General features: G+C 43.1%; 11 protein-coding genes. All 11 read left to right on the top strand.

The features are described 5' to 3' along the window. Window positions 1-61 precede the first annotated feature (61 nt). Window positions 62-895, top strand: a complete 834-nt coding sequence (locus tag OCV56_RS07835; RefSeq protein WP_086711358.1) for an OmpA family protein — start codon at window positions 62-64, stop codon at window positions 893-895. Then, window positions 892-2994: an SLBB domain-containing protein gene (locus tag OCV56_RS07830; RefSeq protein ID WP_086711355.1), complete on the top strand. Its 2103-nt coding sequence runs from the start codon at window positions 892-894 to the stop codon at window positions 2992-2994. The genes OCV56_RS07835 and OCV56_RS07830 overlap by 4 nt, the downstream gene beginning before the upstream one ends. Beyond that, a complete protein-coding gene (locus OCV56_RS07825) occupies window positions 2994-3683 on the top strand; it encodes a P-loop NTPase family protein (protein WP_086711353.1) in 690 nt (229 codons plus the stop codon). Before OCV56_RS07830 ends, OCV56_RS07825 begins: the two co-directional genes overlap by 1 nt. Before the next feature lie 46 nt (window positions 3684-3729). Then, window positions 3730-4557 carry a phosphate/phosphite/phosphonate ABC transporter substrate-binding protein gene (locus OCV56_RS07820; RefSeq protein WP_086711351.1) on the top strand — a complete coding sequence of 276 codons (828 nt, stop codon included), beginning with the start codon at window positions 3730-3732 and terminating at the stop codon, window positions 4555-4557. Between the two features lie 41 nt (window positions 4558-4598). Then, window positions 4599-6974, top strand: a complete 2376-nt coding sequence (locus OCV56_RS07815) for a response regulator (protein WP_086711349.1) — start codon at window positions 4599-4601, stop codon at window positions 6972-6974. Between the two features lie 484 nt (window positions 6975-7458). After that, window positions 7459-8451 carry an ABC transporter substrate-binding protein gene (locus tag OCV56_RS07810; protein WP_086711347.1) on the top strand — a complete coding sequence of 331 codons (993 nt, stop codon included), beginning with the start codon at window positions 7459-7461 and terminating at the stop codon, window positions 8449-8451. Between the two features lie 195 nt (window positions 8452-8646). Beyond that, window positions 8647-9546: an ABC transporter permease gene (locus OCV56_RS07805; protein ID WP_086711345.1), complete on the top strand. Its 900-nt coding sequence runs from the start codon at window positions 8647-8649 to the stop codon at window positions 9544-9546. Then, window positions 9539-10774 (top strand): quaternary amine ABC transporter ATP-binding protein, encoded by a 1236-nt coding sequence (locus tag OCV56_RS07800; RefSeq protein WP_086711343.1) that lies wholly within the window; start codon window positions 9539-9541, stop codon window positions 10772-10774. The genes OCV56_RS07805 and OCV56_RS07800 overlap by 8 nt, the downstream gene beginning before the upstream one ends. 345 nt (window positions 10775-11119) lie before the next feature. After that, on the top strand, window positions 11120-11542 hold the full coding sequence (locus OCV56_RS07795) for an Hpt domain-containing protein (RefSeq protein ID WP_086711341.1): 423 nt from the start codon (window positions 11120-11122) through the stop codon (window positions 11540-11542). Window positions 11543-11752: 210 nt separating this feature from the next. Continuing rightward, window positions 11753-13264: a sigma-54-dependent transcriptional regulator gene (locus tag OCV56_RS07790; protein WP_086711339.1), complete on the top strand. Its 1512-nt coding sequence runs from the start codon at window positions 11753-11755 to the stop codon at window positions 13262-13264. Beyond that, window positions 13245-14330: a glycosyltransferase family 4 protein gene (locus tag OCV56_RS07785; protein ID WP_086711337.1), complete on the top strand. Its 1086-nt coding sequence runs from the start codon at window positions 13245-13247 to the stop codon at window positions 14328-14330. Before OCV56_RS07790 ends, OCV56_RS07785 begins: the two co-directional genes overlap by 20 nt. The last annotated feature ends 37 nt before the right edge of the window (window positions 14331-14367 follow it).

Genomic DNA, 14367 nt, shown 5'->3' with positions numbered 1-14367 from the left:
CCACTAAGCTAGAAGTAACAAAAAATAATAATTATAAAAATAAAAAACAAAGGACGTTGGCATGAAAATACTCAAAAACTACATAGCCCTTTCTCTGTCTGCTCTGGTTCTGGGTTGTACTAGCTACCCAGAATCAGGAACAGGAGGACTCGCTGAAAGTTATGATTCAATCAATTATTTGAATTCCGACTTCTCTCCTGTGATGCCTGATGAGCCACTTGGTCCTGAACACGGTTTACGTTTTGATTGGCAACTCGCAAAACTTCATTTAGATGCATTAATCCAAGAAGGTGCACGTTGGTGCTTCCCCGCAGCGGTAGTCCAGGCTATTGAAAAGCAAAATCGTATTGCTCGCGAACTGCAAGGAGGTCTTCTTCTTGATGCAGCCAACGACTTAGTCATCCAAAGAAAGCGTCTTAATGAACTTGAAGTTCAATTGGACTACGTCACTTCACAAGCTCGCTGTGAACCACCTAAAAATGCCAACCAATTTAGAATGCAGCTTTCGGTCATTGAACAACTGTACGACCTACTTAACGTCGATAATCAATTCGCTCATGACTCGACCGAAGTTAACCCAAAATACATGGGACACTTGGCTGAAGCGACAACTCTACTGAAAGATCATAAATCGCTAGATCTTATCGTTACTGGGCATGCTGATGCGTCTGGGTCAGAGGAATACAACGATAAACTGGCGCTTGGGCGTGCAAAACAAGTTGAGCGTTACTTAACTATTTTCGGGCTTAGCCCACAAAGAATTAAAGCAGTATCTGTCGGTGAGACCGTCCCTCTTTTCGAAGATGAATCAGACGGAACACGATTAACAAACCGAAGAGTAAGTATCGAAATAATATCGCCTAAAAACGCAGCCACAATGGGAGGAGCGTTATGAAAACTATAATGTTGCTACTCATGACGGTGTCCCTGTCTCTGTTTACTAGTGCCTCTAAGAGCGCAGACGAATTTAAAGGTGCGGTTCAAGTTGGTGATCTTATTCAAGTTAACGTACCCGGTGAGAGTACATTGAATATAGGTTTCCAAGTCGATAAACGTGGACGAATTACCCTTCCGGAGGTGGGAACTGTATTTGTTGCTGGATACAACGGTAAACAATTGGAAAAAGTCGTTTTGGAAGCTCTGTCTACGGCATACAAAGATTTATCCAACGCAACGGTTTATGTCAAAGAACAGCAAATCATTATTTCGGTGCAAGGTTATGTGGAACAACCAGGAGAATACACTCTACCGCTAGGTTCAAGCGTACAAATGGCACTTTACGCTGCCGGTGGTTTACGCTCAGGAGCCCAGTTAGACAAATTTATCTTAAAACGTGGCTCTGAAAAAAATGAATTTAATTACAAACGTTTTCTAGATTCCGGTGATGAGGGAAACCTACCCACTCTACAGTCTCTTGATGCGATATTCGTTCCTGCTTCACCTTTGGTGGGTAACATTGAACAAGAGTTTGATGCAGCGAAACTAGCCAACTCTGGTGATAGTGCAGACTCTCGAAACTCTATAAAAGTATTCGGTGAGGTAAACGCACCTGGATCTTTTACCTATAAAGAAAATACCGATCTTGTTGACGTGCTTATGCGCTCTGGTGGCGTGACACGTTATGCTGGTGTTGAACAGATCCGCGTTATCTCAAACAATACACCGACTCTATTTAACCTTAAGCGTTACTTAGATTCGGGGGATGAAAGCATGCTACCTGTGTTGCGTCCGGGTTCAACGATATTTGTTCCTAAGCAAGAAGAAGAAATTAAGTCGGGTTCGAATACTGTGTATGTGATGGGCGAAGTGGCGGAGCCTGGTGCTTTTGAAGGTAAGAAAGGCGCAACGTTTATGGACATTCTTGCCAATGCCGGAGGCCCTACTCGTTTCGCTGAATCTCGACAAATACGTGTTATCAAAGCAAACGGGCGCGTATTGAGATTCGATCTAGCCGCTTACACTGAGGGGATCTCAAAGTCAGGTCCTCCGTCAATTCTTCCAGGTGATGCGATTTTTGTACCTGAAAAAACAGATATGAACGAAAAATCTTGGTTAAAAATATCACCAGACCGAGCCGTTAATGTCATTGGTGAAGTCGTTCGCCCAGGGCGTATCGAATGGTCTGACGAGATGGACTTTATGGGACTGCTATCTCATGTAGGCGGGCCAACACTTCGCGCAGACACCACAAAAATTGAAGTGGTAACACGTCGAAAATTAGTCGTCTTTGACCTTGATGAGTTTATTAAAAATGGTGCACCAAGAGATCAACTTCCCGCAATTCGTGCTGGGTCAATCGTTCGTGTTCACGATTTACCCCAAGACCCATCAGACAATAAATCGCAGTGGGTTCGTCAAAGCTCAGATGCTTCAATTTATATCTTTGGACAAGTGAACTCTCCGGGCCGTTACCGCTTCACCAAAGAAATGCACTTCTTAGATATATTGTCTGCTGCCGACGGCCCTACTAAGGATGCCGATATTCACAACATTCGGGTAACGCACCGTGACAAAACCTACGCCCAAGTGAGCAAGTTAAACCTATCTCTATATTTTGAAACAGGTGATGAATCACTACTGCCGAATGTAACAACTGGCGACACCATCTACATTCCAGAGAAAGACAAAAATTGGTTAGATCGCTCAAAAGAGTCCACCGTGAGAGTGCTTGGTGCGGTCAATAACCCAGGACGTTACGTATTCAACGATAACATGACTATTTTAGATATCTTAGCCGAAGCTGCTGGCCCTACTGAGAATGCGTATGTTGAAAAAATAACTATCGTTAACATGTCTTGTTGTCAGGGTCAGGCGCGAACATTTGATTTAGTCGAGTTCAGTAAAACGGCCAACATTTACAACCTACCAGTACTGCGCGCTGGTGACACAATCTACATCCCAGATCGCCGTGAGAGCTTTATGGAAAAAGCTCGTGTAGGTCTAGAAGACATACTACGTCTAACAACAACGATCGTCTTAATAGGAGCTTTGTGATGGCTATTTCAGCAATACAAGCAGAAGTAGAGCAACTCTACTTAGCCTCTGAACTTAATAGCAAGCGCTCTTTGTGTATTACGGCTTGCGATGCGGGTGACGGTGTAACATCAATTGCAACTGCTCTCGCGGAACGCTTTATGCTAGCTGGGCATTCTACCCTGTATGTGGATCTCAATTTATTCAACCCGGCATTCAAAGATTTACATATGCTGGAAGAAAAGCAACAAGGAAGACTCATTGAACATGTTGAGTCTCATCGCCTTTTTATGGGGGTTCCTGCCCCTCAAGTCACATCCACTCAACTGGCCTACAAAGATCCAGAAACGCTGACCAGAGTCGTAAGCCAATGGTTAGACACATATGATCGAGTGGTTGTCGACACCTCACCTCTATTGAATATTAATAAAGGCAATATACCCGCCCAATCGGTAGCGAGTGCTTGTGATTGCACGTTACTTGTTGTCGCCTATGGAGAAACTTCGACGCACAACTTAACTCAAGCAAAAAAGTTACTTGATGCACAAAATATCTTTCTTCTTGGATGTGTGATGAATATGAAACACACCCCAAGTTTCGCTAATGAATTGATACGCCAAGTAAATAAACTGAAGCTCCTTCCTCGCTCACTACAGGAGAAAATTAAAAGTTCGATATCTAGAAATGAGTTTCTCAATTTACCTCTATAAGTTTCACTACAAAATTACGATGTCTCTAAGAGAAGGAAGGGAATCTATGAAAAATCTAACGTTATTAATCTTGGCTTTGCTACCGACATTAACTTATGCAGATACCTTCACATTCGGTATTGTCCCTCAACAATCTGCAAGTAGACTCGCGCAGCAATGGACCCCAATACTCGCGAAAATAAGTCAAGAATCGGGTCACACAATCATCTTTGAAACCGCGAAAGATATCCCTATGTTTGAGCAGCGTCTTGCTAGCGGTGACTATGATTTTGCGTATATGAATCCTTTCCACTTCGTTACTTTTAATAACAGTGTTGGCTATAGTGCGATGGCCAAAGCCAAAGACAAACGCCTAAAAGGTATAATGGTCGTGCGTAAAGATAGCGGTATTACAAGCTTGGATCAGTTAGACAATACTACCCTTGCCTTCCCCGCTCCTGCTGCGTTTGCGGCAACGTTGCTAACACAAGCTGGCCTGAAACAAAGAAACATTCATTTTGAACCTAACTATGTCTCTTCACATGATTCAGTGTACCTTTCTGTGGCCAAGGGGTTCTATCCATCTGGAGGTGGTATCATCCGAACCTTCAACGCATTAGATCCAGAAGTTAGAGATCAGCTTACTCCTATTTACACCTCCAAAGGTTTTACACCTCATGCTATCGCGAACCATCCGAGAGTCGACTCGGAGGTTGTACAAAAAGTCCAAGCCTCTTTTGTTCAATTAGCCCAGACCGAAGAAGGCAAAACGTTACTTTCACCATTAAGAATTAAAGCTTTTGAAACAGCGGTCAATGTCGACTGGGATGATGTTCGTGCATTAAACATTAAACAGAAAGACACCATGCCCATGACAGTAAACAAGGATCAATAGGTATGTAGGCTTGGGAAAAGCACTACGGTAAGGATACGCTGATGACTTTTAGAACAAAAACAATCATTGGGATAGCTTCGATAGAGATAGTGATGCTCATGGCTCTTGTCATAAGTGCAATGTCATTCCTGTCGGATTCTAATGAACAGCAGCTTATAAAACGTGCGCAGGCAACTTCTCAACTGTTTGCCCGTGCAACCAAAGACGCAGTGCTATCCACTGATATCGCAACATTAGATGATATCGTAAAGGAGATCATGACGATCGAAGATATCGTCTATGTCAAAGTAGAGCGTAATGAAGTCTTGCTGAGTAGCGCTGGGGCTACAGACTATTTCAATAAAGAAATTCAGGTTGATACGAACTTATCCAACGTAGATGATGGAATATTCGATACGTATTACCCAATTGAAAGTGATGGACTAAAGTACGGCTCAATTTCAATTGGGTTCACAACCTCTTCGATCAATTCGATGCTTACAGATGCTAAGAAAACCATCAGTTCAATTGCCTTGATAGAGGTCATTCTTGTTGCCTTCTGCTCCTTCATTTTAGGTACTTATCTAACCAAACATTTGTATCAGCTTTCGTTTGCGGTAAAAAAAGTGAGAACGCAAGGGCCAGGTTTTCAGCTGAAAATAAAAAGTGACGATGAACTTGGTGATGTAGTCAACGCATTTAATGACATGTCTACCTCGTTGTCTAAAAACTACACGGACATTAAACAAGCGAGAGAACAAGCCGAGCAAGCGTCTGAGTCTAAAAGTCGATTTTTGGCCTCTATGTCTCATGAGATTCGAACCCCTATGAACGGTGTTCTTGGCATTTTATCGTTACTTAAAGAGACGAAATTAACAAAGGATCAGAGCCATTTAGTTAATACAGCTTCAACATCGGGCGAACTACTCTTATCTATCATTAATGACATATTGGACTTCTCTCGCATGGAAGCCAATACGCTCATTCTTGAACAAAAAACCTTTTCTCTTCAAGAGTGTATCCATAGCACCATTGACAGCTTTGAGCCGAGTGCCAACGCGAAAAATATCCAGCTTGTTACTCCTTATCAACCAGACCAACCCGTGATGGTGGTCGGCGACGTTCACCGCTTTCAACAAATCTTATTGAATTTGATTGGTAATGCGATCAAGTTTACTTCCGAAGGCAGTGTCATCGTTAATGTTGAGACTAATGAAACCGAAGATAATAAGGTAGAAATTACATGCCAAGTTGCCGATTCTGGGATCGGCATTGAATCTAACGCAATGAGCTACCTATTTGAAGAGTTCACCATGGTGGATCAAGGATATTCAAGACGTCGTGACGGTTCAGGGCTCGGCCTCGCCATTTGTAAACACCTAGCAAAACTTATGGATGGCAACATATCAGCAAGCAGCGAGGAAGGTGTAGGCAGTACCTTTACCTTTTCGGTAATGTTGGAAAAGGCATCAAATTCTGGGGAAGACAGTCGTTCTGGTTCTTCTTCGGTGGCATTAAACCCTAAAATTTTAAGCAGCCGTATTCTAGTGGCCGAAGATAACAAAGCGAATCAACTCGTTATCGTTAATATGTTTAAAAATGCTGGGATGACTATTGATATCGCGAACGATGGGAATCAAGCTGTCGAAATGGTAAAAAACAATGACTATGACTTCATCTTTATGGATATCTCTATGCCAGAAAAAGATGGCCTACAAGCATGTTCCGAAATCAGAAACTTACCTAACACTCAAAAAGCGTCTGTGCCAATCGTTGCGCTGACTGCACACGCACTTGCCGGTGATAGAGAGCAGTTTTTAAACCAAGGTATGGATGACTACCTTGCAAAACCCATGAGAATGTCACAGATCGCTGATATGTTGCACCTTCACCTTGTTACCAAGCAGGAACATGCTATTGAGCAGAAACCTCATACAGTAAAAACAACTCAAAGTTGCGAACCTACAACTTCAGTCATACAAGCAAGAGATACCCGTGACGAATCAGAAGCGATAGAGAACATCAGTGCTATGGGCGATAAAGTAAATCAAATAGCCAACCAGCCAATGGTGGAAATTCAAGTACCTGCTGACCTTGTTGATGAACAAATTCTCGAACAAATGGTTGAAGATACATGTGCCGAAGTAATGCCAATGTTGATCGAGCACTATATTGTGGAGTCTGAAAGCCGTATCAAACTGATTCAAAAAGCCGTTCAGGAACAAGACGTGTCTAACCTAGAGTTTGAGACTCACACCTTGGGCAGCTCTTCGCTCGCACTAGGGAACCGTCGCTTATCTGTTTTAGCGAGAAAAGTCGAAAAGCTGTGCTCAGACAAACAATCTGAGTTAGCGTTTTCTAAAGTCGATGAGCTAGTGGCTCTTGCTAAAGAATCTATGAGTGCAATAGAAAAGCGTAAAGAGCGTGGTTTTAATTAACCAAGGCATCGCTGCTTACTGCCTACTTCAATCTCCTTTTTTGCTTCCCTGTTTACCCCCGCAACCTAGATGACTAGAGCCTCTTGCATTAAGGAGATAAAGCTCAAACCTACGACGTTCATTACTATTCAATGCATTTTACATGCAAATTGTAGGGTTTAGTGACTTTTAGGAACAAATAGAACGCAAAACAATCACGTTATGTGACTCAGTCTAATAAAGCAGATTGTAAATCGAACCAAAGGTGGAATTCGCAAGATTATTCCCTAAGATTATAAATAGAGGTGATTTTTGACGAATTTGTAATAGTTTGACAATGTTATCTGATGACTCTGTGTAACACCTTATTTACTGTTATTTAGACTCATCCTCCCCTTTGCTCAAATGGTTTAAATTCAACGGAAAGGATCGCCAAAGAGCAATTTAGATAGTCAACTTACCTTGATTAGCTCAGTTGTATTATTAAAGAGAAAGGAACCTCAATATGAAATACAAGTTAAGCTCCCTATTTTTGTTAGTTGCAGCAGCCAGTGGTAACGCTAACGCAGGAGAATGTGGCAGCGTAACAATCGCAGATATGAACTGGAACTCTGCAACTTTAATCGCCAATATTGACCAATTCATCTTAGAACATGGTTATGGATGTGATGCCGAACTTATCCCAGGCGACACTATGCCAACCGGTACTTCAATGATAGAAAAAGGCCAACCTGATGTTGCTCCAGAACTTTGGAGTAATAGCCTAAAAGACGCTCTCGACAAAGGTGTACAAGAAAAGCGTCTTCGCTACGCGGGTAAAGCACTTGTTAACGGTGGTGAAGAAGGCTTTTGGGTACCAGCTTACCTAGTGAAGCAATACCCAGAGATGGCGACCATCGAAGGCGTGCGTAAAAACGCAAGTATGTTTAAACACCCTGAAGACCCAGATACATCCGCATTCTACAGCTGCCCAGCAGGTTGGAACTGTCAAATCAGCGCCGGTAACTTGTTTGAAGCACTTAAGCTAGAAGACAGCGGTTTTACCATTGTAGACCCTGGATCGAGTGCCGGTTTATCTGGATCTATCGCGAAAGCTTACGAACGTGAAGAAGCTTGGTTTGGTTATTACTGGGCACCAACCGCGGTGTTAGGTAAATACGATATGGTCAAAGTTGACTTTGGTAGTGGCGTTAACGAACAAGAGTTTTTGAACTGTACCACTAAGGAAGACTGTGATTCCCCTAAAGCAACCATGTACCCGCCTTCACCTGTCCACACCATTACCACTGAAAGTTTTGCGTCACGTGCACCTGAAGCGTACGACTACTTCACTAAGCGCGGTTTCACCAACGATAAAATGAACTCCCTGCTTGCATGGATGGAAGACAATCAAGCAGATGGCGAAGAAGCAAGCCTGCATTTCTTGAGTGAATTCCCTGAAGTTTGGCACCCATGGGTTTCTCAAGAAGTGGCTAAGAAAGTTGAAGCACAGTTGTAACCAACAGACTTTCAAAGCATTTTCTGTAACAAGTGCTTAAGTTTAATAAATACTAAAGCTTAACCGTTACTTACGCTTCAACAATAGAATAGAAATAACGTCGCTATACTTGATGTTATTCATGATTCGGAGCCCTTTTTCATTCGCGGTCATCCCATCGCATGAAAACGTGGCTCCGAACTATAAGGATATAAAATGGCTGACAGCAATTGGTTATCAAGCTTTCCAGAAATGGAACGAGCTGATTTACGAACCATAAAAAAGACGCTAGATGGCGCATACCGTGAATTTTCCCGTGAATACGGTGAAATGATTGAATCTCTCTTTGACCCTCTTCTTTCATTCCTTGTCTGGTTTGAAAAGCTCCTTATTTCAACACCTTGGATTATCGTCCTTGCTGTGTGTACAAGCCTTGTTTATGCCGCGAGCCGTTCTTGGAAACTGGCTTTGGGTTGCGTGGTTTCGTTGCTTCTCATTGGTTACTTTGGCATGTGGGAAGACACCATGCGAACGCTCAGTATCATCACTGTGTGTACCTTGGTTTCAATATTGTTAGGCATTCCGATTGGCATTGCCATGGCTCGCTCAAATCGAGCTCAATCTATCGTTACACCGATGCTCGATATCATGCAAACCATGCCAGCGTTCGTTTACTTAATCCCTGTGGTAATGCTACTCGGCATCGGTAAAATTCCAGGGCTAATTGCCGTGGTTATCTACGCTATCCCACCTGTAATTCGTTTAACCAACCTAGGTATACGCTTAGTCGACAAAGAAGTCCTTGAAGCCGCTACCGCATTTGGTGCGAGCAAAAAGCAACGCTTATGGGGTGTTCAACTTCCTCTCGCAATGCCGACAATCATGGCAGGTATCAATCAAACCATAATGATGGCTCTGTCTATGGTTGTTATCGCGTCAATGATCGGTGTTAAAGGCTTAGGACAACCGGTTCTTAAATCCATCACAAACCAATACTTCACGTTAGGCTTGATGAATGGTTTCGCCATCGTTGCCCTTGCAATTCTTTTTGACCGCGCTTCACAAGCTTACGCGAAAAGAACGAATGCACATCTAGGAGGATTCAAGCATGACTAAACCATTGATTGAAATTAGTGGTCTCTACAAAGTGTTTGGACCAAAGCCTTTATCTGTGATGAACCGAGTTCAGAACGGTGAACACAAAGATGACATTCTCGCTGATACTGGGCATACCGTTGGTTTGAAAGAGATTAACCTTGAAATCAACCGTGGCGAAATCTTCGTTATCATGGGGCTTTCGGGCTCTGGTAAATCGACCTTGATTCGACATTTCAACCGTTTGATTGACCCGACTCAAGGTAAAATCATGGTCGAAGGCATTGATGTGATGAGCCTCAACACCAAACAGTTGGAAGAATTCCGTCGTCATAAAATGTCAATGGTATTTCAACGCTTTGGCTTAATGCCTCATCGCACTGTAGTAGAAAACGTTGCATACGGGTTGGAAGTACAAGGCATCAAAAAAGAAGACCGTTTAGCGAAAGCCAACGAATGGTTAGAAACGGTGGGTTTGAAAGGTTACGGAAAGCAATACCCTGCCCAACTTTCAGGAGGTCAGCAACAACGTGTTGGCCTTTCTCGCGCCCTGTGTACTAACGCCGAAATATTGTTAATGGATGAAGCGTTTTCGGCGCTTGACCCTTTGATCCGGAGTGAAATGCAAGATCAGCTTATCGAGCTTCAAGAGAAGCTTCATAAGACGATTGTTTTCATCACTCACGATCTGGACGAAGCACTCCGCCTAGGCGATCGAATCGCTATTTTGAAAGACGGTGAGTTAGTACAACAAGGCACACCACATGAGATTCTACTTAACCCTGCAGATGACTACGTAGAAGCCTTCGTTAAAGATGTAAACCGCGCTCGTGCATTGACCGTTGAAACCGTTATGCAGCCTCCTCTCTATCGAATCACCTCAGAAACGATTGAAGGTGCTTTGGCACAAATGAAGATGCTGAAAAATGATTACGCTTATCACGTAACCGATGATGGCTATCAGGGCTTAGTGACTCAAGAGAGCCTGCAAGACGCTGTTGAAGATGCATCGGTGCATGACTTCAGCGAAGAGATATACGAAGAGGTTCCTGCCATTTTACCTGATGCCGTGATTGAAGAAGTGCTACCAGACACCATGTCTTGTGACTACTCACTTCCAGTTGTAGACGAAGAAGGTAACCTGAAAGGTGAACTTGAGCGTAGTGCCGTCGCTGATATCTTCTCTGAAAATAGTGAGGAGGAAGAAGTTAGCGACGACCCAAAGCTAAAAATTGACAAGGCATCATAGCCAAAAGCAGCTTTGCACTTAACGTAATTTACGAGCTAGCAAAAGTTATCTAGATACGCCCCCAAAACCGTTGTGGTACCTAACCACAACGGTTTTTTATTTCTCCCTTCTGCGCATCAAAACACACAGAAAAACAACGAAAGCAATATTAAATCAGTAAGTTACAATCAAATCACCATATACTTCTCAGTAGCCAAACAGAAAATTACGCACTGTATTTTTAAGGCAAGCAGTTGAAATTATTCTAAAAAATGACTAAAACTAAGTAATAAAGTTAAAGAATTGTTTATAAATATTAGCATCGGGCTAACGTACTCTCATCAAGAGACAATAAAAGGATTTAGTGTGACGAATTCAGCCTTACCCTCAGACACTCCTGTAATTGTGAGTACACCGCACAACAGCAAGCAATTTGAAACAACTTTAGTTGATGAAAGCATATTGAAGCAGATGATTATCGACACCAGTGTTGAGGTCATACCGATTTTAATTGATCACTATGTACAAGAGTCGCAAAGACGTATTGCTGTAATTAAGCAATCCGCAATTAACCAAGACACTGAAGCACTTGAGTTCGAATTGCACACCTTGGGAAGTACAGCACTCGCGTTAGGTAATCGACCGTTGTCAGATCTATCCCGTAAACTCGAAAGGCTGTGCATAGAGAGCCAATGCGATGCTGCATTTAGCCAAGTTGATGATTTACTTGCGTTAAGCAACCGCTCAATTCAAGCACTTATAGATAGAAAGAACCAAGGGTTTAGTTAGGCTCCAAAACGCTTTGTACTGGCATGATTTAGACGTTCAGTATCGAGGTAGCGCTACACTACAAATTACCCAAGAAGCAAAATAAAGACATCAAGTGAGTTTTATTATGGTTGCATGCGGCAGGTAACAAATAAATACAATGAGTATTGATGCATTTTTACCTCCATGCTATTGATTAGTTAGGATAAAGTTTCAAAAAGGATTTTTACAATGCGCCCTAAAGTATTGTTGGTTGAAGACTCCACCTCACTTGCCGTGCTCTATAAGCAGTATGTCAAAGATGAGCCCTATGACATCTTCCATGTCGAGACTGGCGCTGAAGCAAAAACCTTCATTGAAAGGCATACTCCACAACTCGTCATCCTCGATTTAAAGTTACCGGATATGCCGGGTGAAGAAGTATTAGACTGGATTAGCGAGAATGAGATCCCCACCGCTGTTGTCATTGCGACTGCACATGGTTCAGTAAACATCGCTGTCGATCTCATACAACGCGGTGCCGAAGACTTCTTAGAAAAACCGATTCAAGCTGATCGACTTAAAACCTCTGTCCGTTTGCATCTGCGTAGAGCAAAGCTTGAGAACCTCGTGGACAATATTCAAAGCAAGTTTGACCGTGAACGCTTTCATGACTTTATTGGCTCTTGCCTCCCTATGCAGACCGTATACAAGATTATTGACTCTGTCGCACAAACAACTGCGAGTGTGTTTGTTAATGGTGAAAGTGGTACAGGTAAAGAGGTCTGCGCCGAAGCTATTCACCAAGAGAGTCAACGAGGTGGAAAACCATTTGTTGCGATCAATTGCGGAGCTATCCCACGAGACCTTATGGAAAGTGAAATCTTCGGTCACGTGAAAGGTGCATTTACAGGCGCGACTACTGACCGTAAAGGTGCAGCAATGCAAGCACATGGGGGCACCCTATTTCTCGACGAACTTTGCGAAATGGAACTGGAGATGCAGAAGAAGCTCCTGAGGTTTTTGCAAACGGGTACCTTCACACCGTTAGGTGGTAATCGCGAAGTCAAAGTAGATGTTAGAATTATCTGTGCAACGAACAGAGACCCACTGGTTGAAGTTGAAGAAGGTCGATTTAGAGAAGACCTCTACTACCGTGTGCATGTTGTGCCTATTGAAATGCCGCCGTTACGAGAACGAGGAAGTGACATTGTCACACTGGCTAATCACTTTTTGAAGCTGTACGCTAAACAAGACAAAAAGAAATTCAAATCAATAGACAAAGAAACACAAAACCTGCTCAAGCGCTACCCATGGCCAGGGAACGTTCGTCAATTGCAGAACATCATCCGCAACATCGTAGTACTAAATAATGAAACGAGCGTAACCAAAGATATGTTACCTGCTCCGATCAACAAAGTGGAAGTGACAACCACTTCAAAATCGGTGACACCGATTCGCGCATCAGAACCAACGAGAACGGAAGCTATAAAAGGCACTGAATCTAAACTGCCACCAATAACACCAGAAGAACTCGAACCACCTGCTGCAACAAGTGAACAGGATCCAATGACACCCTCATTCACCACCAGCACCGGTGCAATTCGTCCAATGTGGCAAATTGAAAGAGAAGCCATTCAGCACGCCATTAATCATTGTGATGGGAACGTGCTAAACGCAGCTGTACTGTTGGAACTGAGCCCTTCTACCGTCTATCGTAAGAAACAGGCTTGGGAATCAGAAGATGAGTACAATCAAGCCTAAGCCCCACCCCAAACCACATGAAATTTGGCTGTTTCTAGACAGCCAAACTTTCGGTGGAATTGAAACGCACGTTATAGAGTTAGCTAAAGGCCTAACAAACCATAACTGCAATACGCGTGTCATTTTACTCACACAGTACGAGCCTGAATCATCAATCGTCGCAAGGCTCGCAAAAGAGAACCTTCCATACTCTTACCTGGCAGATCTCAGTCAAACTAAGAGTAATGCCGTTGCCCAGTTGCGATCAGCAGCTAATCAACACATGCCTCAATTGATTCATGCTCACGGCTACAAGGCCAGTATTATCAGTAAATGTGCAAAATTGATAAACAAACGTTCACCTGCTCTAAAACAACTCTCGACTTATCACGCAGGTGAGACACCTTCAGGCCGTGTTTGGCTTTATGACTTTATTGATCGCTACACCTGCTGGGTGTCGGATCGATCTTTGGTTGTAAGTGATAAGATCCGACAAAAACTCCCGACCCGATCAGTATTGCTCAACAATTTCGTTAACGTACCTAGCGCTTCAGTACTATCACGCTCCGATACGACCCATCCAGTGAGCCATTTCCGCTTTGGCTTCGTTGGACGTTTAAGTCATGAAAAAGCCGCCGATCGTTTTGTCGAATTAGCCACCTACTTTCCCCAACATCAATTTGATTTATTTGGTGACGGTCCTGAGCGTTCAAAAGTTGCAGAAACAAGCCCTGAAAACTGTCACTTCCACGGTCATCAAAACGATATGGCTCTTGTATGGCCACAAATTGATGTGTTAATCATCCCCTCAAGGTTTGAAGGGTTGCCGATGGCAGCGCTCGAAGCAATGGTTCGTGGCATCCCGGTTATCGCTACCGCAGTTGGTAATTTGCCTGAACTGATAAGTCATAGAGAAAACAGCTATCTCGCACAATCCACTTCTGATTTACGTGATTGCGTTGATGAGTGGTTAAATCTCTCTCATTCACAACAAGTGAGCATCAGTAACAGCGCTAAGAGATCCATTATTGATCATTACTCCCCGCAAGCCGTTATCCCAAAATTATTGACGTATTACGCTTTATAGCTTTATAGCTTTATAGCTTTATAGCTTTATAGCTTTA

This window comes from Vibrio gigantis, from assembly GCF_024347515.1.
GTDB lineage: Bacteria > Pseudomonadota > Gammaproteobacteria > Enterobacterales > Vibrionaceae > Vibrio > Vibrio gigantis.
Note: the sequence above shows the minus strand (reverse complement) of the source record. Positions and strands in the feature narration are given on the sequence as shown.

Coding starts and splice junctions, on each gene's coding strand:
- OCV56_RS07790 (WP_086711339.1), top strand. CDS start 11,753: ATGCGCCCTAAAGTATTGTTGGTTGAAGACTCCACCTCACTTGCCGTG.
- OCV56_RS07800 (WP_086711343.1), top strand. CDS start 9,539: ATGACTAAACCATTGATTGAAATTAGTGGTCTCTACAAAGTGTTTGGA.
- OCV56_RS07815 (WP_086711349.1), top strand. CDS start 4,599: ATGACTTTTAGAACAAAAACAATCATTGGGATAGCTTCGATAGAGATA.
- OCV56_RS07835 (WP_086711358.1), top strand. CDS start 62: ATGAAAATACTCAAAAACTACATAGCCCTTTCTCTGTCTGCTCTGGTT.
- OCV56_RS07830 (WP_086711355.1), top strand. CDS start 892: ATGAAAACTATAATGTTGCTACTCATGACGGTGTCCCTGTCTCTGTTT.
- OCV56_RS07805 (WP_086711345.1), top strand. CDS start 8,647: ATGGCTGACAGCAATTGGTTATCAAGCTTTCCAGAAATGGAACGAGCT.
- OCV56_RS07820 (WP_086711351.1), top strand. CDS start 3,730: ATGAAAAATCTAACGTTATTAATCTTGGCTTTGCTACCGACATTAACT.
- OCV56_RS07825 (WP_086711353.1), top strand. CDS start 2,994: ATGGCTATTTCAGCAATACAAGCAGAAGTAGAGCAACTCTACTTAGCC.
- OCV56_RS07810 (WP_086711347.1), top strand. CDS start 7,459: ATGAAATACAAGTTAAGCTCCCTATTTTTGTTAGTTGCAGCAGCCAGT.
- OCV56_RS07785 (WP_086711337.1), top strand. CDS start 13,245: ATGAGTACAATCAAGCCTAAGCCCCACCCCAAACCACATGAAATTTGG.